Origin of the sequence: Chryseobacterium cupriresistens (assembly GCF_046614675.1) — a bacterium.
In the GTDB taxonomy this organism is placed as follows: Bacteria; Bacteroidota; Bacteroidia; order Flavobacteriales; family Weeksellaceae; genus Chryseobacterium; species Chryseobacterium cupriresistens.
On record NZ_JBKKJT010000001.1, the window covers coordinates 721,872 to 746,213 of the forward strand.

19 protein-coding genes are annotated in these 24,342 nt (G+C 37.9%); 8 read left to right on the top strand and 11 right to left on the bottom strand.

Annotation, left to right across the window (positions count from 1 at the left end; translation table 11 throughout):
* Positions 1-29 precede the first annotated feature (29 nt).
* Positions 30-914: a helix-turn-helix domain-containing protein gene (locus ACLI50_RS03390; RefSeq protein WP_228406565.1), complete on the bottom strand. Its 885-nt coding sequence runs from the start codon at positions 912-914 to the stop codon at positions 30-32.
* Positions 915-1,097: 183 nt separating this feature from the next.
* Here ACLI50_RS03390 and ACLI50_RS03395 point away from each other — a divergent pair, with 183 nt between their 5' ends.
* From ACLI50_RS03395 to ACLI50_RS03405, 3 genes are all read left to right on the top strand, one after another.
* On the top strand, positions 1,098-2,492 hold the full coding sequence (locus ACLI50_RS03395; protein WP_411413155.1) for an aminopeptidase P family protein: 1,395 nt from the start codon (positions 1,098-1,100) through the stop codon (positions 2,490-2,492).
* Between the two features lie 14 nt (positions 2,493-2,506).
* A complete protein-coding gene (locus ACLI50_RS03400; protein ID WP_411413156.1) occupies positions 2,507-4,678 on the top strand; it encodes a S9 family peptidase in 2,172 nt (723 codons plus the stop codon).
* 280 nt (positions 4,679-4,958) lie between these two features.
* The gene (locus ACLI50_RS03405; RefSeq protein ID WP_411413157.1) at positions 4,959-5,564 is read left to right on the top strand and encodes a DNA-3-methyladenine glycosylase; all 606 of its coding nucleotides are present in this window, start codon (positions 4,959-4,961) and stop codon (positions 5,562-5,564) included.
* A gap of 204 nt (positions 5,565-5,768) precedes the next feature.
* Here ACLI50_RS03405 and ACLI50_RS03410 read toward each other — a convergent pair whose 3' ends face one another.
* The 8 genes from ACLI50_RS03410 to ACLI50_RS03445 all read right to left on the bottom strand — a co-directional run bounded on the left by ACLI50_RS03410 (position 5,769) and on the right by ACLI50_RS03445 (position 14,653).
* On the bottom strand, positions 5,769-6,194 hold the full coding sequence (locus tag ACLI50_RS03410) for a hypothetical protein (RefSeq protein WP_110011252.1): 426 nt from the start codon (positions 6,192-6,194) through the stop codon (positions 5,769-5,771).
* 189 nt (positions 6,195-6,383) lie between these two features.
* Positions 6,384-7,823, bottom strand: coding sequence for a SusD/RagB family nutrient-binding outer membrane lipoprotein (locus ACLI50_RS03415; RefSeq protein WP_411413158.1), 1,440 nt, complete (start codon positions 7,821-7,823; stop codon positions 6,384-6,386).
* Positions 7,824-7,834: 11 nt separating this feature from the next.
* Positions 7,835-10,858, bottom strand: coding sequence for a SusC/RagA family TonB-linked outer membrane protein (locus ACLI50_RS03420; protein WP_411413159.1), 3,024 nt, complete (start codon positions 10,856-10,858; stop codon positions 7,835-7,837).
* Between the two features lie 215 nt (positions 10,859-11,073).
* A complete protein-coding gene (locus tag ACLI50_RS03425) occupies positions 11,074-11,775 on the bottom strand; it encodes a LytR/AlgR family response regulator transcription factor (protein ID WP_343638361.1) in 702 nt (233 codons plus the stop codon).
* Complete coding sequence (locus tag ACLI50_RS03430; RefSeq protein WP_411413160.1) at positions 11,756-12,793, bottom strand: sensor histidine kinase; 1,038 nt, start codon at positions 12,791-12,793, stop codon at positions 11,756-11,758. The genes ACLI50_RS03425 and ACLI50_RS03430 overlap by 20 nt, the downstream gene beginning before the upstream one ends.
* Positions 12,794-12,962: 169 nt before the next feature.
* The gene (locus tag ACLI50_RS03435) at positions 12,963-13,358 is read right to left on the bottom strand and encodes a DoxX family protein (protein WP_411413161.1); all 396 of its coding nucleotides are present in this window, start codon (positions 13,356-13,358) and stop codon (positions 12,963-12,965) included.
* Between the two features lie 361 nt (positions 13,359-13,719).
* Positions 13,720-14,223: a TlpA family protein disulfide reductase gene (locus tag ACLI50_RS03440; protein WP_411413162.1), complete on the bottom strand. Its 504-nt coding sequence runs from the start codon at positions 14,221-14,223 to the stop codon at positions 13,720-13,722.
* A 1-nt stretch (position 14,224) separates the two neighbouring features.
* A complete protein-coding gene (locus ACLI50_RS03445) occupies positions 14,225-14,653 on the bottom strand; it encodes a rhodanese-like domain-containing protein (protein ID WP_202840347.1) in 429 nt (142 codons plus the stop codon).
* Between the two features lie 150 nt (positions 14,654-14,803).
* Here ACLI50_RS03445 and ACLI50_RS03450 point away from each other — a divergent pair, with 150 nt between their 5' ends.
* Together ACLI50_RS03450 and ACLI50_RS03455 are read left to right on the top strand one after the other, a co-directional pair.
* Complete coding sequence (locus ACLI50_RS03450; protein WP_411413163.1) at positions 14,804-16,462, top strand: FAD-binding dehydrogenase; 1,659 nt, start codon at positions 14,804-14,806, stop codon at positions 16,460-16,462.
* Between the two features lie 23 nt (positions 16,463-16,485).
* Positions 16,486-17,289, top strand: a complete 804-nt coding sequence (locus tag ACLI50_RS03455; RefSeq protein WP_411413164.1) for an SDR family oxidoreductase — start codon at positions 16,486-16,488, stop codon at positions 17,287-17,289.
* Positions 17,290-17,353: 64 nt separating this feature from the next.
* Here the strand turns inward: ACLI50_RS03455 and ACLI50_RS03460 are convergent, their stop codons facing one another.
* Positions 17,354-18,343, bottom strand: a complete 990-nt coding sequence (locus tag ACLI50_RS03460; RefSeq protein WP_411413165.1) for an aldo/keto reductase — start codon at positions 18,341-18,343, stop codon at positions 17,354-17,356.
* A 225-nt stretch (positions 18,344-18,568) separates the two neighbouring features.
* Between ACLI50_RS03460 and ACLI50_RS03465 the strand changes: the two genes are divergently transcribed.
* From ACLI50_RS03465 to ACLI50_RS03475, 3 genes are all read left to right on the top strand, one after another.
* Positions 18,569-19,840: an NAD(P)/FAD-dependent oxidoreductase gene (locus tag ACLI50_RS03465; RefSeq protein ID WP_411413166.1), complete on the top strand. Its 1,272-nt coding sequence runs from the start codon at positions 18,569-18,571 to the stop codon at positions 19,838-19,840.
* 31 nt (positions 19,841-19,871) lie between these two features.
* Positions 19,872-20,870 carry an SDR family oxidoreductase gene (locus ACLI50_RS03470; protein ID WP_411413167.1) on the top strand — a complete coding sequence of 333 codons (999 nt, stop codon included), beginning with the start codon at positions 19,872-19,874 and terminating at the stop codon, positions 20,868-20,870.
* Between the two features lie 117 nt (positions 20,871-20,987).
* On the top strand, positions 20,988-22,835 hold the full coding sequence (locus ACLI50_RS03475) for a chloride channel protein (RefSeq protein WP_411413168.1): 1,848 nt from the start codon (positions 20,988-20,990) through the stop codon (positions 22,833-22,835).
* Between the two features lie 164 nt (positions 22,836-22,999).
* On the opposite strand, the gene ACLI50_RS03480 is transcribed toward ACLI50_RS03475, so the two are convergent.
* Positions 23,000-23,944 carry an aldo/keto reductase gene (locus ACLI50_RS03480; protein WP_411413169.1) on the bottom strand — a complete coding sequence of 315 codons (945 nt, stop codon included), beginning with the start codon at positions 23,942-23,944 and terminating at the stop codon, positions 23,000-23,002.
* Between the last annotated feature and the right edge of the window lie 398 nt (positions 23,945-24,342).

Consider the following 24,342-nt stretch of genomic DNA (forward strand, 5'->3'; position numbering starts at 1 on the left):
ATTCTAACCGTATTTTAACATGTTGTTTTTTATTGCTGTATGGTAGCCTCTTTGTAGTGTTTCAGATATTCTTTAGGGGAATATTTCATAATGGATTTGAAAACCCTGTTAAAATTGGTAAGACTATTGAACCCACTATTGAAAGCCACAGAAGAAATACTGTACATGCTGCTGGCTGTTAAAAGTCTGCAGGCCCGCTGTACACGAAGCTCATTGAGATATTCAATATAAGTAATGCGGGTACGTTTTTTAAAAGAACGGCAAAAAGCCTGAGGAGTCATACAGGCTTCTTTGGCAATCAGATCAAGGGTAAGCTTATGTTGGGTGAAATTTTTCTTGATAAAAGTCTGGGCATCAATAATTCTTTTGTCTGTATCGGAAATATGATCAGGCAGTTTCTTTTCCGGAGATAAGGGAATATGCAGATGTCGGTTTTGCATAAGATGGTTTAAAATTCTTATAAAATCTATGATCTGATCTACACCTTTTGTTTTTTGTAAAGCCGCAATATTTTCTCCGATACTTTTTGTAAGCCTGGAAGCCACCTGGAATCCTACCTCTGAATGACTGATAAAGTTTTTAAGTTCTTCAAATTCCGGTAAGTCGAAAAATGCAGCGATCTTTTTATGAGGATCAAAAAAAATAGAGATGGAATGAACCTTCTGTTTTTCATTTTTTTCAAAATTACCTCTGAAAACATGGGATTGATTGGCTCCGAGATAGAAAATATCGCCCGCCTCAAAATTAAAGAGATTCTGTTCTATGGCCAGTGTTCCATGTCCTTTAAGGATCCACATGATCTGGGTTTCGGTGTGGCGGTGGAAATAAGGATAGAAATTAGGCATTATATCTTCCTGAATACGTATACTTTTGTTGGTATCGGCAGGAACAGAAAATTGCAAACTCTTCATCATAATATGAATGATTTACCGGTTATTAGATTAGCAAGGTTAAAATATTGCTGAAGATAAGCAAAATATGAACATTAAATATCGTATTAAAGTCCAAATTTTACATATTCTTATTTTTAATGAATAAAGTACTATAATACTACAAAATCGTAACTTTAAAGTTTTAAAATAAAAACTATTCATAATATGTTTTCAGCACAAACTTATCAAAAAAGAAGAGCAATATTACAGAAAAATGTATCCAATGGAATCTTATTATTTCTGGGAAATATAGAGAATCCTGTGAACTTTGAGCATAACCCTTATTATTTCCGTCAGGACAGTACTTATTTATATTACTTCGGGATTCAGGAACCCCGCATTGCAGCTATTACCGATATTGATGAAAATAAAACTATCATTTTCGGCGATGAGCTAAGTATAGATGAAATTGTATGGATGGGAAGGCAGGAAACCCTTAAGGAAAAAAGTCTGAAATCCGGTGTTCAGGAAACGTTACCTTACGCAGAACTTGCCCAATATATTGTAAAAGCACAGGCTTCTGGTAGAAAAGTGCATTACCTTCCTCCTTATCAGTCTTCCAATAAAATTTTGCTGGGAGATCTTCTTGGAATTAAAATTAAGGAATTGCAGCCTTCTGTCGAAATGATCAAAGCTATTGTGAAACAGCGTTCTATTAAAGAAGCTCAGGAAATTGTACAGATAGAACAGGCTGTAAATGTATCCAATGAAATGCATTTGCTGGCCATGCGTCTTGCGAAACCGGGAATGAAAGAATATGAAATTGCCAATGCTATCCAATATCTTGCCGCCAACAAAGAATGCCAGATGTCTTATCCTCCCATTGTAACGATCAACGGAGGTATTCTGCATAATCATTATCGTCTCAATACAATGAAAGAAGGCGATCTTTTCCTGAACGATTCCGGAGCAGAAACTTCAATGGGATATGCAGGTGATCTTACCAGAACCTTTCCTGTAGGCAAAACGTTTACAACAAAGCAGAAGGAAATGTACGAAGTGGTTCTGAATGCTTTTAATCAAGCCCAGAAGCTTTTGAAACCGGGAGTAAGGTTTAAAGATATCCACCTGAAAGCAGCACAACATCTGGTAGAAGGACTTGTCGATCTTGGACTGATGAAGGGAAATCCCGAAGATGCTGTAAAAAAACACGCTCATACCCTGTTTTTTCAGTGCGGATTGGGACACATGATGGGACTTGACGTACATGATATGGAAGACCTCGGGGAACAATATATTGGCTATACTGAAGAAGAACCAAAAGATACCAAAACATTCGGATTGAAATCTTTACGTCTAGGAAAAGCTTTGGAATCCGGTTTTGTAGTGACAGTTGAGCCGGGTATTTATATGATTCCGGAGCTGATTGACATGTGGCAGGCTGAAAATAAAAACGCAGACTTTATTAATTATGATAAAGTAAATGAATACCGTAATTTCGGTGGAATCCGTGTAGAAGATGATTTCCTGATTACGGATGACAGTTACAGACTTCTGGGGAACGGATTGATCAAATCCGTTGAAGACATTGAAAATTACAGAGCTGAACATCTGGCTTAATTCAAATTATATTTATGAAGAACATAAAAAAACTAACAGCTATTGCATTGTATTTCCTGTGTTTGTCACCATTGGCGGCACAGAAGACACAATGGACTCCCGATGGCAATGCTTATTATTCATTTACTAAAAAAGGGGTTGAAATTGTTGATCTATTGCATCCCGGAAAAGATCAGACGCTTTTAAACAGTAGTGAACTGATTCCTGCCGGAAGTTCCAATGCTCTGCAGGTACAGAGTTTTCAGGTGTCTCCTGATGGAAAAAGCCTGTTGCTATTTGCCGATACCAAAAAAGTATGGAGGGATAATACCCGTGGAGATTACTGGATTTTCAATAAAAACACAAAAAAACTGATCCAGCTTGGAAAAGGTTTGCCGGCTTCATCGTTAATGTTTGCAAAATATTCACCTGACGGAAAAAAGGTAGCATATGTTTCTAAGCATAATATCTATATTGAGGATCTTTCAAATAATCAGATCAGTAAAATTACGAATGATGGTACCGACAGAATGATCAATGGTACTTTTGACTGGGCGTATGAAGAAGAATTCGGAACGCAGGATGGTTTCAGATGGTCTCCGGACGGCAGGAAAATTGCCTACTGGAAAATGGATGCCCGAAGTACCAGGAATTTCCTGATGATCAATAATACGGATAGCCTGTATTCGTTTACCGTTCCTGTAGAATATCCGAAAGTTGGAGAAAATCCTTCAGGATGCAGCATCTGGTTTTATGATCTGGCTTCCCAATCAACAAAGAAAGCTGATATAGCAGGTGATGAAGTACAAAATTATATTCCTAGAATGGAATGGGTGCTGGATTCCAGATCGGTCATTCTTCAGCAGCTGAACAGAAAACAGAATCAAAGTAAAATTATTGTTGCAGATGCGGATTCCGGAAGCAGCAAAACCATTCATACAGAAACAGAAACAGCATGGATTGATATAAAATCCCGATGGAATGATAATGATCCAAGCGGCTGGGACTGGATTGAAAATGGGAAAGAATTTTTATGGCTGTCTGAAAAAGACGGATGGAGACATATTTATAAAATAGATATGAGCGGTAAAGAAACATTGATCACAAAAGATGCTTTCGATGTTATCAAACCTGAATTTTTTGATGTTCCCAATAAACTGATCTACTTTTTGGCTTCTCCAGATAACGCTACTCAGAAATATCTGTATAAAGTAAGTATGAAAGGTGGAAAAGCTCAAAAAGTAACGCCTGAAGCTTTTAAAGGTTCTAACCAATATACGATTTCACCCAATGGAAAAATCGCTATGTTTACCAATAACAGTGTGAATGCCATTTCCATTGGATCTGTGATATCGCTTCCCGATCATAAAGAACTGGTTGCTGCCAAAAGATCTGCAAAAGCCGACCCGGCAAGATCTAAAGCAGAATTCTTCCAGATTACAACACAGGATGGTGTTACAATGGACGGCTGGGTAGTAAAACCTAAAAATTTTGATCCCAATAAAAAGTATCCTGTTGTTTTTACAGTGTATGGAGAACCGGGATCACAAACCGTTACCGATAACTTCTACACAGGCTGGAATTATTTATATACAGGTGATATGGCAGAAGACGGCTATTTATACGTGTCCCTTGAAAACCGTGGAACTCCTTCTCCAAAAGGACGGGAATGGAGAAAATCTATTTACCGGAAAATAGGACAGCTCAATATCCGTGATCAGGCAATGGGAGCTAAAGCTTTATTCGCAAAATGGCCTTATATCGATACTTCAAGAGTTGCCGTATGGGGCTGGAGCGGCGGAGGTTCTTCTACCCTGAACCTTTTAGGACAATATCCTGATATTTACCAGACAGGAATTGCAATTGCACCCGTTGCCAATCAATTATTCTATGATAATATCTACCAGGAACGCTATATGGGTCTCCCACAGGAAAACAGAGAAGATTTTGTCAACGGTTCTCCGTTGGCCTATGCTAAAAACTTAAAAGGAAATCTTCTGCTGGTTCACGGAACGGGAGATGATAATGTACACTACCAGAATACGGAAGTATATATTAATGAACTGGTAAAATATAACAAACAGTTTCAGCTGATGTCTTATCCTAACCGTACCCATTCTATTGATGAAGGAGAAGGAACATCACTGCATCTTGCTACCATGTTTACAAAATACCTGAAAGAACACTGCCCTCCGGGAGCAAGATAAAATAATGAAAGTCTCACATGGATGTGGGACTTTTTTATTTTCAATACATTTGATGCCAATAAAAATTCCCCGGATTACTCCAGGGAAAATAAGTGTCAAAACCTATAATTTTTTATAGTGGTGTGAAATGATGTACCTGAAAAATAACAATGGATGTGCCAAATTAGTCACTGTTTTATGAAATCTGACTTTTTGTGGTACCTTTTTAATTTCAGCTTCGTATTCTTCTGTTTTTACAGGATTATCATTACATTTGAATGAATAATTTCCAACATCATTCATGAAACTACCACTCTCCTACTATTCCAATCAGGATGTTCTTTTTCTGGCCCGGGATCTTTTGGGAAAAGTACTTTTTACAGAGTTCAATGGTGAAAAAACAGCAGGAATCATTGTAGAAACAGAAGCTTATTTTGGCGTGAAAGATAAAGCTTCGCATGCCTATGGCGGCAGACGGACAAACCGTACTGAAACGCTCTATAGCCATGGCGGAGTTTCTTATGTTTATTTATGCTATGGAATTCACCATCTTTTTAATGTAGTAACATCCGTGGAAGATGAGCCTCATGCAGTACTCATCAGAGCTGTTGAACCTCTGGTAGGAAAAGAAATTATGGAGCATAGAAGAAATATGCCTGCCTCTAAACCTGCTATTTCTGCAGGTCCCGGATCAGCTGCCAAAGCGTTAGGTATTGACCGGTCCTTTAACAAAAAAGAGCTCACCGGTCATGAAATCTGGATTGAAGATCACGGTATTTCTTATCCTCCGCATGACATTATTGCAGGTCCCCGGATAGGTGTTGCCTATGCGCAGGAGGATGCGCTTTTACCCTGGCGCTTTTTTGTGAAAGGAAATAAATATGTGAGTAAACCTAATAAAGCATAGTGAAAGAGAAATTATTTTTATACAATAATTCAGACTTCTTTTTTTTGCAGGGTTACATAATTTATGAGATTGATTATTGCATTACTCATTGAAGTAAGTGTTGTAGGGCTAAACTTTAATCAAAAAAAAATTGGCTTAAGACATGAGTCATAAGCCAAAACATTATTCAACATTCGAATAATAAACCAACCACATTTTATTGTATTATTGCTTTTCGCCTTCAAAATAAAAAGCTACCTCATTTTCGGATGCTTTCTGAGTGCTGATCTGAAGTGATTTTGATGAAATCATGTAGTTAAAACTACCCTGGCTGTCATTGCCCGAAACACTTACTCCAGCAGAATTGGTAACATTGATGGTTTTAGAGGTTGCTGTTGAATAAGCTTCACCTGATTTAGGCTGCACTTTAACATGGGCATCATCTGTCTTTGAAACATTAACTATTGCATTGTAATAATCTTGCCCCTGAATTTTCATAGTTCCTTTGAATACTCCTGTTGCTACTTCAATGCCATGTGAACCGGGAGCCGGATCATCATCATCACTGTTTTTACAACTGAAGAAAATACTTCCTAAAGCCAACATTAAAAAGAATCTGCTCATTAGTTTCGAAATTCCGATTACTTTCATAATTCAAATATTTATTATTTACAGTTTCAAAGATGTACAAATGAATATGAACCGGAAAAAAATAGCTATAAATGGGCAATTTTTATCTACCAACTGTTTTTTGAAATAATATAAAAAGCCTGCATTATACAGGCTTAAGGATACAAAATAATCGATATGAAAAAGGAAGATATTAAGGATTTTGTTCATTTAATGGCTATCCCAAAATACTTTGGTGGTAAGCCTATCTCCTCCAATTGCCGTGGCAGCTTTGGCATAATTGGATCCATTAGTCGTTGCTTCTAAGGTGGGATACTGCAGCCTTACCGGAACTTTCCCTTCTGCATTGGTAATAGCTGTAGGTGGTGCCTGTAGCGCTGGATAATCCAAACGACGGTAAAAGTTCCAGGAAACCACCGGATGATTGTACATGGCTACCCAGGCCTGTTCTCCGATAGATTTCTTCCAGTTGGAAGCGTTATAAGGATTGTTTGTTAGATATGTTTGAGCATCCTGATCAGAAAAACCCCATTCACGGAACGAAACCCTAACTGCATTTTTATATAAAGTTTCCGGACTGCCTCCTATTCCAAACCTGGCTGCTGCTTCAGCAAGATAAAAAGCCACTTCCGTATGCGTCATCAGATTTCCTGGAGTTATAGGAGTATAAGCAAAAATTCCTGGTGCTGAAAATGCAGAAAACTCCCCCGCCAAACCTATGACCTGTCCTATATATTCTCCGTCTACATCCTGAAAATATTTTGTTATCCTTGGATCTGAGGTCATATTCATAAAATCAATAAAGGGTTTTCCTCCAAAAAAGTCATCCCTTCCGCTGTTCACAAGGTTTTCATACAATGGACTGAAATTGGGAGTCTCCGCCAGATACCGGAAAAGACCATTTTGAGATTCATCTGTAATAATACCTCCTGTAATTGCTGTATTTACTGTAGACTGTGCCAACGTTGGATTGATATCTGAAAGCGCAATTCCCAGTTTTAAAAGCAGTGAATTTCCAAACTTTTTCCATTTTCCAATATCACCGTTGTAAAGAATATCACCCGATCCGAAGGTTCCAGCTCCTTCCTCCAAATTATTAAGATCTGTTTTCAGTCTGCTGATCAAACTTTCATAAATCTGTCTGTCATCGTCATAAGCCGGAAGAGGAAATTGATGATGATTGAGTGCCTGACTGTACGGAATATCCCCAAAAGTATCTGCTAATGTCTGAAATGTATATACCGATAGAATATCTATAACAGCCAGCTGGTTTTTCTTCTTTGCGGGCCATGTATTCAGCTCTGATGGTCCAGGTTGGTATTGTTCCACAAGTTCTTTTGCTTTGTTCAGATTGTTGAGGACATTCACATAATTATCTCCCCATATATTGTTGGAAACATTTCTTGCCGTAAAGTTATAGTTACTTTCGTTCACATATGTGGTCTCCTGCCAGTACTGCATGATAAGACGGAAATTATTTTCATTAACACTTGGAGTCGTCATATAATCGCTCAATTCCTTTTCTGCATAGGTAAGAAGAGGTTCCGGGGACATGTTATAAGCTACATGAGGATCAAGATTGACATCTTCGGAAGTACATCCTGCCAGGAATAAAGCCAGAAATGAACTTAATATAATTGTATTTTTCATTGTTATTGTTTTTAAAAATTAACTTTCACATTGAAGGCAAAATTTCTGGTAGCAGGCATAACTCCGGACTGGTATCCCTGGATACTTCCCGATGAAATCCCTGCTTCAGGATCTGAATAAGGAAGGTTTTTATGAATGATCCAAAGGTTACTTCCTGTAAATCCCACAGTAAGATTCTGAATGCCGGTGTTTCTTAGAAAATTGGTATTAAAAGTATAAGAAACAGATAATTGACGGAGTTTTATAAAGCTTGCATCATACACAAAAGCAGCAACAGGAGGATCAGTTCCCAATGTCTGGCTGGACATAGACTTGTCAAGTCTGACCGTATTTGGAATATAAATTCCCGGATTATTTGGATCCTGCATCACTCCGGGTAAAATAACACCACCTCCGTTATCCAGTGTATTTCTGATAGGGTTTCCAAGGTCATTTAGTCCGACGGAATCAGGATAAAGTCCGGTTCCATATCCATAATACTGGTCTAATGAGAATATTTTTCCTCCTTTTCGCCAGTCAATCTGAAAACTTAGATTAAAATTTTTATAGGTAAAAGAATTGGTTAGTCCAGCGATAAAATCAGGTTGAAAACTTCCAAGATTGTGATCAGAATCATCAGTATGAAGATAGGCTCCGTTTTTCCCTACAATTTTATTCCCATTCGGATCATAGACAAAATCTGCACCCCAGATGCTTCCATATTCTTTATTGAGAGGTGCATTGATACTGATACCTCCCTGTAATGTACCGATGGTTATATTTTCAATACCTTCCCGGAGTGCAGTTACTTTGGTTTTAGGATTGGACCAGTTGAGCATTACATCCCAGTTGAAATTATTGAATTTTAGCGGTGTGATATTTAAAGACAATTCAATTCCTTTTGTGGTTAACTCTCCCGTATTTTGAATTTTTGCTGCTGAACCCGTTGCTAAAGATACAGGAAGCGGAAGAATCTGGTTAAATGCAATATTCCTGAACCAGGAAAGATCAAATCCTAATCTGTTTTTGAAAAACTGCATATTGGTTCCTATTTCAAAATTCTTCAGTTTTTGAGGCATAAGGTCGGCATTTCTTAAAGTTGTATTATAAGAGTAAACCGGGTTGTTAGCAAAAGAAGCCTGTGGAATAAACCGGTTTATTAATTGATCTGCGCCAGTGTCCGAGCCAACTTCCGCATAGGCAGCCCTAAACTTTCCGAAACTTAGCCATTCTTTTTTTAGCAAACTGGAAAATACCATACTTGCTGAAACGGAAGGATAATAATATGCTTCTTTCCCTTTGGGCAACGCTGTAGATTGGTCTCTTCTGAAAGTTCCTTCCAGATAATAGGTATTTTTATATCCTACAGAAGCCTGAATAAAAGCTCCGTAAATATATTTTGAAGTATCTGTAATCAAAGGCTTTGCCGGGGTTGCCGCGGAATTGGAAATGGTATAAAGTCCTGGAATATAAAGTCCGCCGGATGTTGTCTGTGCATTGGAATAGCTGGTTTGTACATTAATATTTCCACCCAAAAGAACCTGAAGATTGAGGTTTTCGACAATGTTCTTTTTATACGTAGCTATGAGATCATAATTGGTTTCTGTAAAGCGCAGATTGGTCACTGCATATCCGGAAGGCTGTTCTATTGGATTGAAACTGAAAAAAGCAGGAATAGAACCGGCAGCTCTTCTTTCTTCAGTAATCATATTGTATCCGTCCGTACCTACTCTAGCCAGTATATTCACCTCTTTGGAAAGATCATAGCTCATACTGAAATTTCCTGCAAAGCGTTCTCTCTTATCATTCTGGTAATTCTTATATCTCGTAAAATAAGGATTATCCCAATAAGCGGGTGACAGGTTCACAGGATTTTTCATATTCCAGGTATAATTCTTATTAAAAGTATCAAAGAGATATTTCTGATATTGAATATCTACATTTGTTGCCCACCATTGTCGGAAATTTCCTATAATATTGTCACCATACCCTGTGGAATTTCTTCCTTTGGTACTTTGTACAATATAATTGGCAAAAATGCTAGCTGTAAGATTATCTGTAATTTTATAAGAAGCATTTCCCCCCAAATTATTTTTGACCAGATAAGAATTCGGCATAATATCCGTTGCACTGGTGTTGGTATAGCTTAGTCTGAAGGAAGCCCGGTCATTAGCCCCGCTGAATGCGATATTATTGGTTCGGTTAGTAGCTTTATCAAAAAAGGTAATAGGACCGTTTTTAGCCATTACCCATGGAGTCTGTCTTCCAAAATTATGAGAGTCAGGAATAAACGCATCATATTGCCATACTGAAAGATTAGGGTCATAAGGAACTCCGTAAGAAGCATCATTCCAGAAATAAACCAGTGAGCCGTTTTGATAAGGGATTAAAGTATTTCCCAGGTATCCCTGTCCATACTGGGTCTGGTATTCAGGAAATGTGGATTTATCAATGGAAGAAACAGACAAGCTCCCACTATACTCGAGGCCAATCCCCTGTTTGTTCTTTTTACCTTTTTTGGTAGTGATGATAATGGCGCCGTTTTGAGCTCTTGAACCATATAAAGCAGCGGCAGCGGCACCCTTGAGTACATTCACTGTCTCAATATCATTGGGGTTGATATCTGAAACAGGGCTGCCATAATCATACCCGTTGAATCCATTTTGTTGAGCAAGAGAATTAATATTTCTGTTGATGATCGGAACACCATCTACTACAAAAAGTGCCTGATTGTCCCCCAGGATAGATTTGTATCCCCGGGACACTGCATCCACGGAGCCACCAAAATTAGTTGATTGTCTGATCTCAAGCCCGGCCACTTTTCCAGATAAATTGTTCATAAAATTGGTTGTGGGATTTCTGGTGAGGTCCTCTCCTTTTACTTCCTGTGTAGAATATCCCAGCGATCTTTTTTCTCTTTTTATGCCTAAAGCAGTTACCACGATACCTTCTATATTTTTAGTGGTAAGTGTGTCCTGCTTTCCCTGGCTGAAATAGGTTTCGCTTCCTATGAAAAAAGCGACTCCCACACTTAAAAGCTTTAACTTGTATTTCATAATTATTAATTTTTTTAACGTATTGTTAATCAAAATTCAACAATTGGTGAAGAATACAGTGAAAGGAATATATCAACGGCAGGCTAAGATCTACTAAAATTCTAAGTAATAAAGGATTAACTATCTACAACGGACCAGTATCTGAAAAATTTTGAAGTTTTCTAATAATCTTCTTTAGAGAATCGGGATGAAATTCAAGAGCTTTGATGTTGGTTTTAAAGTTCAATCAATGGTTTATAAGTTCTCCCCACAGGCAGCTTTTTTCCATTCACCTGAATAATATTGGCAGATTTTACTTCTATTTTTGGCCGGGAAATAATATAGGATTTGTGGATACGGACAAACATTTTGGGATTCAACGCTTCTTCTATTTTACTGATGGGCATTTTAAAAGTGAGAGTTTCCGTTTTTGTATGAATATTAATGTATTCTCTTAAACTTTCGATGTAAAAAATATCCTGAAGAACAATTTTAACCTTCTTTTTACCACTGTTCAGGAATATAAAATCGCGTTCAGAAACTTCGAGTAATGCATCTTCTGCTTCCATTAAATGCTTGAATTTATCAATAGCAGTCAGAAAGCGGTCATATGGAATGGGTTTCATCAGATAATCCGTGATATCAAGCTCATAGCCTTCTACTGCATATTGATGATACGCTGTTGTAACAATTACAAAAGGAGGATTTTTTACTTTCCTTAGAAAATCAAAACCTTTTAGAACCGGAAGATGAAGATCAAGAAACATTAAATCTACATCATGAATACTTAAAAGACTGCTGGCATATACTGCATCTGCACATTTTCCTACCAGATTCAGTTCCTGATCCCGTAATATAAAATTTTCAAGAATTTCTGCTGCAATAGGTTCGTCTTCTACGATAATGCAATTGTATTTTTTAGAGGCTGATGGTGTCATGAAAATCAATGGTTAAAGTTACAGTATAGCGGTTGCTCTCATCTTCCACGGAAAGCGTATGTTTTGGATAAAGAAGTTCAAGCTGTCTCCGGATATTTTTCAGTCCTATTTTGGTGGAATTTTCATGAGATTTTTCCTGTCTGGAATTTTCTACAAGGTAAGTAAGATTTCCGTTCTTTAAATGAATATCAACGGTAATAAATGCTTCTCCCAGACTTTCAGAAACGCCATGTTTAAAGGCATTTTCTACAAACTGTATCAATATCAGGGGTGAAATTTCCTGTGAAGGATTATCAATATCTTCAGAAAAATTCACAGTCAGCTGATGGTACCGGATCTTCTGAATCTGTATAAAATCTTTAATATTTTCAATATCCTTGGCTATAGAAATGTTTTTTTCTGCAGCTTCATAAATATTATACCGCATTACTTTGGAAAGCTGCAGAATAACATCGGGTGTTTCGTCTGCTTTTTTAAGAGCCATTCCGTAGATATTATTGAGGGTATTGAAAAGAAAATGGGGATTGATCTGTGCTTTCAGCATAGTAAGTTCCTGATCCAGTTTTTCTGACTTTAACTGAGAGATCTGTTCTTTGAGTATATTTTTCTGCCGGGTAATTTCAACCCCGAAAATAAGACCTGTCATAAAAATAAGATCCATGAAAGAATTGAAAGCCACATAACCATTGATAAATCCGGAGACCTGCTTGCCGTCCAATGTTTCAATAACACCATAGATATCAGGATATATGATAAAATGTGTTACAAAACGATGGCCAAAGACAGCTGCTGTTACAATGAAAATATAGAGAATATATTTAAAAACAAATTTAAGATTAACCTTTTCATATACATACAGCAACACATAGGCTAACGGAATTTTAACCAAAAAATAACAGAGTTCCAGCATAAGGGCATTCTGAAGCCTTATCTGCCATTTGAAATCAGGAAACTGATACCTGGACCAGTAAAAGTCGAGGTAAACTTCCAGCGTATAATACAAGATCCAAAAAAGCAAATGAATCCGCCATTTAGATTGACTGTCTGATTTCAAGCTTATGATGATTTAAAAGTACAAAGTACCATTTATTAACCCAAATATAAACATATAAGTCTATCAAATGAAGCCAAAAATCTACAAACTGTTTCTTCTGAATCATTTTACGTGGCAAAGATTCTGGAATAGGTTAACTCTTATTTTTATTCATAAAATATAAAGAGACTTCAGGATACATGAGATTGAAAAAGCAGAAGATCAGCAGGACATTGAATTCGATCCCATTGGTTCCGCCTCCTACTACAAACCAACCATTTTGCCAGTGAACATAATAAATCCCGGAAATAAAAATGAGAATATTACAGACCGCTACAGGCTTGATACATTGGTCAATCCAGAGTAAAGGCACTGATAAAAGATGAGTCAGTTTTATGGCCCAGGCTATATAAATTCCTGCAGGGCTGAAACCCAATCTGTCCAGATAAGCATGTCCGAAATCATTCACATCCCCACTGAAAATAGAAATCACACTATGCATCAGTAATATCACTGAAAGTGCCAAACGAAGGTAAAAACTCTTTTTCATAGAAACAAAATTAATATGTGAAAACATACACTTATCATTTTGTATATCAACAACTTTGAAAAAGGTATAAAAGTTTTAGTTTCAGCATAAATTGCAATTTTTATTATTGAGATCTATTGTATGCAATATTAAATCTTTTTAATATTTCAATATAAAGTGATTTAATAAATACAATTTAGTATATTTACATTCAGATAAGACATAATAATGAATTTCCCCATAATCAGTAATCGGTCTTCATAAGATATTTTACATGGTTATAAAACGATTCTAAGACACAAATGCTTCTATCTTTTTCAACTAAAAAGAGTGGTAAATAACTTACCACTCTTTTATATTATAACCGGAAAAATAACTTGTTTTAATTCTGTGTCAAATTTTTCTTAATAAAATCTTCCAGTTCCTGGCCATGAAGGTTTTTAGCTATAATCGTTCCCTGTCCGTCAATAATAACATTAAAGGGAAGCTCATCTACTTCATACAGTTTTGCTACAGGGCTTTTCCAGAATTTTAAATCGCTGATCTGTATCCAGTTGATCTGAAACCTGTCGATTGCTTTCTGCCAGCTTTCCTTATTCTTGTCTAAAGAAACGCCCACTATTTCAAACTGATTTTTTTTAACCTGCCCGGAATAAGTGTCATACATTGTTTTCAGTTGAGGTTGTTCTTCTACGCAGGGTGCGCACCAGGTTGCCCAGAAGTCGATCAGAACCAGTTTCCCTTTTAATGCTGAAAGAGAAAATGAAGTTCCATCTGCCTTTGTCATTGTTATTTCAGGAGCTTTCTTCCCTACTTCTATGGTGTTCTGGGCAGAAATATATCCTGAAAACAGTATGAAAAATAATATTGTTAAAGAGTTTTTCATATTAATCATTTGTAGGATAATTTTTATCCAGCCAATCTGTTTTGATGTTTTTCGGAAGGTTTAAAAGCTTTGCATTTTTGAAGCCCAATTCCATTAACAATGCAAATGCAGGACGAATATTAGGACATTTTACAAAAGGACAGCAGCCACAATAGATCACAATTTCTCTGTTCTTAGGAATATCTTTAAGATAATTTCTCAGTTTTTCCAGGTTTTCAGGTTCATGAGTCGGTCCGATGTCTACAGAACCCTTCACAATAGCTTCAGGTCCTACTGAAATGATGACCAGATCGTTTGTTTTTTGATTTTCAATTCTGGAAGCCAGTAATGCCGGATCCATCAGCTGGCTGTCTTTCCATGGATCCTGTTTTTGCTGTGCCTGACTGAATATGGAACAAACCAGGCAGGCAATGATAAACAAATACTTCATTCTTCTATTTTTCACAAAGATAAGTTGAAAAGTTCAGAGTTCAGGGCTGATTACTCAAAGCAGGCTTATTTAAATTTTTAATTTTAAACCCGATTCCGAATAATTTTATACATTTATCTAACGTATTGTTGAATCAAAACACGCTTAACAATGAAAGAAAAATTCCAGCCTGATACAATTATTATCGGAACCGGACTGGCAGGGCTTACCGCGGCGATGGAAATTACCAATGCCGGAAAAAAAGTATTGCTTCTGGATCAGGAAACAGAGCAGAATATCGGCGGACAGGCATTCTGGTCATTTGGAGGATTATTTCTGATTAATTCCCCCCAGCAAAGAAGAATGGGAATTAAAGATTCTTATGAGCTGGCACTGCAGGACTGGAAAGGTACCGCTGGTTTTGATCGTCCGGAAGATTACTGGCCCCGCCAGTGGGCTGAAGCTTATCTGAAATTTGCTGCCGGTGAAAAGTACGATTATATTTCCAAACTGGGAATCAGGCTGATGTTTATGGTGGGCTGGGCAGAGCGTGGTGATGGTTCGGCAACGGGTCATGGAAATTCCGTACCCCGTTTTCATGTGAGTTGGGGAACAGGCACAGGCGTGGTAAAACCCTTTGTAGAAAAAGCTTACAAAGCTCAGGAAAAAGGACTGCTTCAGATGAAATTCAGACATCGGGTAACTGAATTGATAGAGGAAAACGGCAAAATGAAAGGCCTTAAAGGAGATATTCTGGAAAATGATAACCAGGAAAGAGGTGCTGCAACGAACAGGAATGTCATCTCTGCATTTGAGTATACAGCGCCTAATATTATCATTGCTTCAGGAGGAATTGGTGCCAATCATGAGCTGGTAAGAAAAAACTGGCCGGAAAGATTGGGAAAAGCACCTGAAAATATGGTCTGTGGTGTTCCTGCTTATGTGGATGGAAAAATGATAGGCATTGCAGAGCATGCCGGTGCTCACATCATTAATCCAGACAGGATGTGGCACTATACGGAAGGGATACAAAACTGGAATCCTATCTGGCCCAATCACGGAATCCGCATATTGCCCGGGCCTTCATCATTATGGTTTGATGCAAAAGGAAAACGTCTCCCCGCTCCTTTTCTTCCGGGATTTGATACGCTGGGGACTTTACAATATATCCAGGAAACCGGATTTTCTTATTCCTGGTTTATTCTTACCCAGAAAATTATTAAAAAAGAATTTGCTCTTTCAGGTTCGGAACAGAATCCGGATATCACCAATAAAGATTATGCTCTTTTTCTGAAAAGGATTTTTGGTAAAAAAGCACCCGGACCGGTAGAGGCTTTTAAAGAGCACGGAAAAGACTTTATTGTATCAGATAACCTGGAAGATCTGGTTAAAAGAATGAATGAACTGGCTGGAAATAATCTCCTGAAATATGAAAAGATAAAATCACAGATTGAAGCCAGAGACCGCGAACTCAACAATAAATTTTCAAAAGACACCCAGATAAATTATATCCGGAACACCCGGAATTATTTAGGAGATAAACTCGGGCGTGTAGCGGCTCCCCACAAAATTTTAGATCCTGAAAACGGACCTTTGATTGCTGTACGTCTTACTATTTTAACCCGTAAAACTTTGGGCGGAATAAAAACTAATTTGAATGGCCAGGTATTGAGGGAGGATGACAGCGTCATTGAAGGATTATATGCTGCCGGAGAAGCAGCTGGCTTTGGCGGCGGCGGAATGCATGGCTACAGAGCTCTGGAAGGAACATTTTTAGGAGGCTGCATCTTCTCTGGAATGAAAGCGGGAAAATATATTGGCGGACTTTAAAAAACTAAATAATAGTATTGAACATGAGCAGTTATTTTGATCATAAAGTCATTTGGATCACCGGTGCATCGTCAGGCATTGGAGAAGCTTTAGTGAAAGAGCTTTCCAGGAACAGCAATGCAAAAATTATTCTTTCTTCCAGAAAAGAAGAACAGCTTCATTCTGTAGCTGAAAATGCCGGCCTGAGTACAGATCGGTATGCGGTCATTCCTTTAGATCTTAAAAATTATAAGGAAATGCCAGCCATTGCAGCGAAGGCAGCTGAGAAGTTTGGAAAGATTGATATTCTTATTAATAATGCCGGATTGTCACAACGGTCGTTAGCCATGGAAACAGATATTGAAGTAGATAAACAGCTTATCGATACTGACTATATCGGAACAGTGGCACTTACTAAAGCAGTTGTACCTTATATGATTGAAAATAAAGGAGGACAGATTGTTGTTGTATCCAGTCTTATGGGAATTTTTGGAGCTCCTATGAGAAGCGGATATGCAGGCGCAAAACATGCTTTACACGGTTTTTTTGATGCATTTCGGGCAGAATTATTCAACCAGAATATTAAGATTACGATGATCTGCCCGGGTTTTATACAGACCGATATTTCTATTAATGCAGTCACCGGAGATGGTTCATTACAGGGCACGATGGATGATGCTACGAAGAATGGCATGCCTGTAGATATCTTCGCCAAAAAAATGCTTTATGCCATAGAGAAACAGAAAAGACAGAAAGCGATAGGTGGTAAAGAAGTGATGGCTGTTTACCTGAAACGATTTTTTCCAGGCCTATTGGCAAAAATAATCCGTAAAGCAAAGGTAGTATAAAGAAAAGCCCGATTCAGGAAAGAATCGGGCTTTTGAGTTAGTTAACGATAATGGTTACCTTCATTTACTCAGGAACCTGCGCCTTTTCATAAATCAGTCCCTCATTTTTTAATTCTTTCCAGAATTCGGCAGGAATATTGGTTTGCAAGGCATTCATATTATCTTTCACCTGCTCAGGCTGGCTGGCACCGGGAATAATGGAAGCGAATTCATCAGCGGCCAGTACAAAATGCAGTGCGGCATCAATAAGGCTTATATTGTATTTTTCAGCAAGAGAACTCATTTTTTTCCGCTTTTCATACATTCCTTTTGGAATTACATCTTTATAATTATAACGTTCTCTTCCTGCTATATATCCTGAATTATACCCTGCTCCCGAAACCAGTTTTACCCCAGCATTTTTAACAGTCGGAAGAAGGCGGTCCACAGCATCTTCGTGTTCAAGAATAGAATATTGTGTGGCCGAAAGACAGATATCCGGATCAGCAGATTCAATACAGTCTAAAATAGGTTCTATCTTATTAACACCCATTCCCCAGGCTTTTATTACTCCTTGATCACGAAGCTCAGAAAGTATCTTAAAAGCACCGTTTCTCGCCTGCTTCAGAAAATAAGGATAACGATCTCCTACCTGATCTTCAGAAAGGTCATGGACATAAACAATATCAATATGACTCAATCCGGTTCTTTGAAGGCTGTCTTCAATAGATTTCTGTACGGCGTCGGCTGTATAATCATGCAGGAAGTCGTAATCAAGAGGTTTTTTCCACATGGTTGGAGGAACATCAGATTCAGGAACCTGATGAAAAAGCCTTCCTACTTTGGTTGAGAAAATAAAGTCATCCCTGTCTTTATCTTTAAGGAAATTTCCAAATCTCCGTTCACTTTTGGTCAATCCGTACCATGGAGAAGTATCATAATACCGGATTCCGATATCCCAGGCTGCCTGCAGTATTTCATGAGCCTGTTCATCTGTAATATTTTCAAAAGCTGTTCCTATTGCTACACCCCCTATCCCCAGTTGGTGCTTTTCGGTTAAAATGTGTGATTTCATATATGAAATATTTAAAGTGTTGGATGATCAGTAAAGTACAAACATCGTGCTGGCACTGAATGAAACGTTAAAAAGAAAATACCTGTTGAAACCTGAAATTCTTAATGAGAGCTAATATTAAGGCTGTTTTGGCAATTTATAGATTATGTTAAATATTTGTTTTGTCGTTCTTTTGGTCTTGTTATTGAATGAAATTCAGTACACCATTTGAAATAATCACATACTATGAAAAAGCATATTCTAATCGTAGGAGGAGGATTTGCGGGCATCAACCTTATCAAATCTCTCAGAAATGATAAAAGGTTCAGAATAACTCTGGTTGATAAAAACAATTATCATTTTTTCCCGCCACTTATCTATCAGGTAGCTACTTCGTTTATAGAAGCTTCCAATATCAGTTATCCTTTCAGAAAACTGTTTTCAAACAATAAAAATGTGAAATTTCACATGGGCAGCCTTCTCAGGGTAAATCCTGAAAATAAGACCATAGAAACTGATACGGGGATTCTCAGTTATGATTATCTGGTACTGGCATTAGGGACAGAGACTAATTTTTTTGGAATGGAAAATGTAAAGAGATGTTCGCTTCCGATGAAAAATATAGAAGAAGCACTCTATCTGAGGAATCATATTCTGCTGACTCTGGAAGAAGCCGCTAGAAATAAAGACATTAAAGAAGCCGAAAAACTTCAAAATATCGTGATTGCCGGAGGTGGACCTACAGGAGTAGAACTGGCAGGAATGCTTGCGGAAATGGGAAAATATATAGCCCAGAAAGAATATCCGGAAATCAAACTGGGACTTTCCAATCTTTATCTTATTGATGCTTTACCTACTTTACTTTCGCCTATGAGCCAGCTGGCCCAGAAAACGGCCTATGAGAAGCTGAAAGAATTAGGAGTGAAAATCCTTTTGAATGTATCTGTAAAAGATTATAAAGACTGTAAAGTCATTCTGAGCGATGGAAATTCTATTGAAACAGAAACCCTGATCTGGACTTCCGGTGTCATTGGAAAAGAAATCCCCGGTCTGCCGGAAGAAACTATCGGGAAAGGCAGACGAATATTGGTGGATGACTATAATAAAGTAACCGGAACTACCAATATTTATGCGTTGGGAGACATATGTCTGATGCTGACAGAAGAAAAATATCCAAAAGGACATCCTCAGCTGGCTCAGGTTGTCATTCAGCAGGCTAAAAATCTCGCTTCCAATTTTAAACGGATAGAAGACGGAAAAATCCTGGAACAATTCCGGTACAATGATAAAGGAAGTATGGCCATCATATCAAAATACAACGCGGTAGTAGATCTTCCGAAAAATTCCTTTAACGGTTTTATAGCCTGGCTTACCTGGCTTTTCATCCACATCATTCCGCTGGTAGGGTTTAAAAATAAACTTCAACTGGCCATGGACTGGTTCCGGCTATTCATCACCAATAATCCATCCATCCGGCTTATTCTCTTTCCGAAAAGAAATACAGGAAACGGATCATGATAAAAAACAAAACACTTAAATCTATCATATTATGAAAAATCAAAGAAGACCTCCGTTTTTTGGAGAAACAGTCGTCATCACCGGTGCTTCAAGCGGAGTTGGTAAGGCTACGGCAGAAGCTTTTGCCGAACAGGGAGCTGATCTGGTATTGGCAGCAAGAGGAGAAGAAGCACTGGCAGAAACTGCAGAATTATGCAGAAAACTGGGAGCTACAGTGATTGCTGTTCCTACCGATACTTCCGTTGCAGAAGATGTTCAGAACCTTGTCAGAGAAGCTTTGGAATTCAGCGGGAAAATTGATTATTGGGTCAATAATGCAGGAGTGCTTGCATTTGGAAAATTTGAAGAAATTCCGGTAGATATCAGCGATCAGATTGTGAAAACCAACCTTTTGGGGTATATGCATTCGGCACATGCAGTGCTTCCTGTTTTTAAAAAGCAGAAAAAAGGAGTCTTACTGAATAATATTTCTATTGGCGGATGGATGCCGGCACCTTATGGAACAGCCTATACGGCCTCGAAATTTGGCGTTCGCGGAATGGTAGAAACCCTGCAGGGTGAAGTTTCAGACTTTCCTGATATCCATATTTGTGCGCTTTATCCCGGTTTTCAGAAATCATCAGGAATAGAACATGCTGCCAATTATTCAGGAATAAAGCTCAGCACACCTCCTCCATCGTTTGATCCCCGTGAGCTGGCTGCTGCTATTGTGAAAACAGCTAAAAATCCAACTGAAGCCTCTTATCCGGACTGGTCAGCTGTTGTTTTTAAAAATTTATATGAAATGTTTCCGGGAATCATCCGTTATGTATCTTCTGCAGGAATGAGAATGATAATGAAGAAAGCCAATAAGACAAAAAATACAGGTGGAAATGTCCGCCAATCTTCCTCAGGAAATATGGGAATTGATGGGAAAACACTATTATCTGTTTCTAAAAAACCTTTGATCTTGGCAGGTGCAGGAATCATTGGAGCATTGGCTGTTGGGCTTATTTTTTCAGGAAAAACGAAAGAAATAAGGGAAGATTAATAGAAATAAACAGTCATCGCTATAGTTTGAAAAAGGCTCATTACTATATTTTTTGTGATATATTTCATAAATTTACAGAACTGTATCAATCTGATGATAGTGTAAAATATTTCGACGGTGAAAATTCACAACAAAAAAAAGTACCTCAGTTTCCTTAAATTTAAAAGAGATTTCCAGAAATACGGACTGGAAAAAGCACGAAGTTATGAGCTTATCCTGCATTGGCTGAACAACAGGCTGAGCAGAAATCAGTTTCTTGTTCTTTCCGGAATTCTGGTAGGCTGCACGGCTGGTCTTGCGGGAGTTATCCTGAAAACACTGGTGCACAATATTCATTATTTTATTACCAATAAAGTTCATTTTGAATATCAGATTTTATTCTATATTGTTTTTCCTTTTTTAGGAATCGTTCTGACAACGATGATTGTTCTTACCTTGTTTAAAGGTCAGGATCGTAAAGGAATCGGGGCTATTTTATACGAAATTGCACAGAATTCCAGTATTGTGGCCTCCGTTAAAATGTATTCTCAGGTGATACAAAGTGCTGTTACCGTAGGATTGGGAGGTTCTGCAGGATTGGAAAGCCCTATTGCCGTTACCGGAGCTGCTATCGGTTCCAACTATGCACAAACCTACAGGTTAAGTTATAAAGAACGTACGTTGTTACTGGCTGCCGGGGCAACTGCCGGGATCGCTTCAGCATTTAATGCTCCTATTGCGGGGATTATGTTTGCCTTTGAAATTCTTTTAACCGGAGTAGTTTTCACCGATTTCATTCCGTTGGTTGTAGCTGCGGTTTGCGGAAGTCTTTTATCAAGAATTTTACTTCAGGAAGATGTTCTTTTCAGGTTTTATACCAGGGATCCGTTCAACTATAAAAATGTTCCGTACTATCTTATTTTGGGGATTGTTACGGGATTATATGCCCGTTATTTTGTGATTATTTCTCAAAAAGTAGAACATTTTATAAAAGGACTGCAGCTTTCGAGAATGCGTAAAGCCATGTTTGGAGGCGCCGTACTTTCCCTGTTATGCGTTCTTTTTCCACCGTTGTTTGGGGAAGGTTATGAAACGGTAAAAGCTTTTACGAATGGAAACACCTACTCCATTATTGAAAACAGTTTTTTCAGGTATTTTGAGATCGGAGACTGGACCATTATCATATTTCTTATTCTGGTATTGCTTTTAAAGGCATTTGCTACTTCATTTACGATTTTTAGCGGTGGAAATGGCGGTAACTTTGCTCCGTCTCTTTTTGCAGGCGGAACTCTGGGCTATCTGTTTGCGTTGGTATGCCAGCATTTAGGGTTTACAGATGTTCCGGTGACCAATCTCGTTTTGGTAGGAATGGCAGGAGCAATGAGCGGTGTTTTGTATGCTCCTCTTACTGCAATTTTCCTGATAGCTGAATCAAGTTTTGGATATGATTTATTTATTCCTCTCATGATTGTTTCCATCATATCCTATCTCATTGCCAAATGGTTCTCCCCGATTTCTCCGGAATTAAAATCCTTGGCTGATGAAGGAAAAATTTTCACAAATAAGCATGATAAAAACCTTCTCTTTGCCTTAAGAACTGAAGATTTTATTGACAAATATTCCCAGACCATTAATGAAAATGCTTCTGTTACAGAATTGTTTGAAATGGTAAAGAATGGTAATAAAAATATTTTCGCCGTTGTGGATGAAAACAGAAAATTGAAAGGAGTTCTGACGTTGGATGATATAAGGCCTTATCTTTTTAATAAAGAAATTGAAACGTCCCAGACGGTTACCCAGATCATGAAAGCGCCACCTGCCGTTCTTCATCGTGAAAATAAACCCCTGGATATTCTCCAGACCTTTGATGATACGGGAGTATGGAATTTACCTGTAGTAAGTGAGAATAATGATTTCATCGGTTTTATCTCAAAATCTTCCATATTAATGAGCTACAGACAGCTTCTGAAAGAATATTCCGATTAATAGTAATAACAGAATATAACAATCGGAAACCTCAATTCCCCTCCTCCGGAGGGGTGGCGAAAATTCAAAGAATTTTTGACGGGGTGGTGAGCGTTGCCAAATAACAAAAAAATCCGTTCAGCAATGAACGGATTTAATTTTAATCTATAATAAAGTTGAGAAAATTAGTTGCTTGCTCTATTAAGAAGCTCAATATCTTCCTGATCCAGAACAAGTTTTGGTGCATTGATGACTGTTTCAAGTTGGGAAGCACTGGTAGCACTTACAATGGGTGCTGTAATCAGAGGATTGGTTAACAGCCATGCCAGAGAAACTGTCCCCTGTGTTGTATGATGTTTTGCACTTACCTGATCCAGCGCTTTTAATACTTCCAGTCCTTTAGGATTTAAATATTTTCTTACGCCCTCACCTCTTGCACTTTTTGCCAGATCTGCTTCATCACGATATTTACCGGTTAAGAAACCTGCTGCCAAAGACCAATAAGGAAATACACTTAAGTCAAACTGCTCCGCCAGAGGGGCATAATTTTGCTCAAATCCATCTCTTTCCATTAGGTTGTAATGAGGTTGTAACGCAACATATTTGGGCAGATTATTCTTTTCTGCTGCTTCAAATGATGCCTTCAAACGTTCCGGTGATAAGTTGGAAGCCGCGATATAACGTACTTTCCCTGCCCTGATAATCTCATCATAAGCAGAAAGAGTTTCTTCTACAGGAGTAATGTTATCGTCAAAGTGGGTATAATAAAGATCGATATGATCGGTCTGAAGTCTTTGCAGCGACTCATCTACAGATTTAAGAATGTGTTTTTTGCTGATGTCATAACCGTGTTCTTTTGTTTCTGAACCTACTTTGGTTGCCAAAACAATGTCATTACGGTTAGCTCTGCTTTTCATCCACTTTCCGATGATCTCTTCAGATTGTCCGCCTTTCCCGTTCACCCACCATGAATAGGTATCTGCAGTATCAATAAAATTGAATCCTGCTTCAGCAAAGCGGTCCAGTATATCAAAAGACTGTTTCTCATCCAGCGTCCATCCAAAAACGTTTCCTCCGAAGTTGATGGGTGCAATCGTTAAATCGGTGTTTTTGATCTTTCTTTTTTCCATAAAAATAATTTTACTAAGTGATCTCTAAGGTAGGGAATATTAAGCCTGGAAAATATTCAAAATGACCATTCCGGCCATAGTTATTATAAATGGGAATGCTGATGTTTCCTCAGTTTTTTTGATTAATTGAATGTGTTGGAAAAGCGCAAAGGCGCAAATAATTTAAAAGCTAACTGCTTTAAGACGCAAAAATTTTATCTTCGATAAAATTGAATACTGCTTATTTTTATGTTTTTTGCAAAAAATCTGTAGAATCTCTTAACATATCATTTTCTGAAAATCTTTCATTGAGCAAATTCGAAATGTTCTTGCGCCTGTGCGCTTTTCCAATAAAAACAGCTCAAAAAAATAAAAACAGCCATGTAAAAGCTGTTTTTATTATCTATCTATCAATTAAA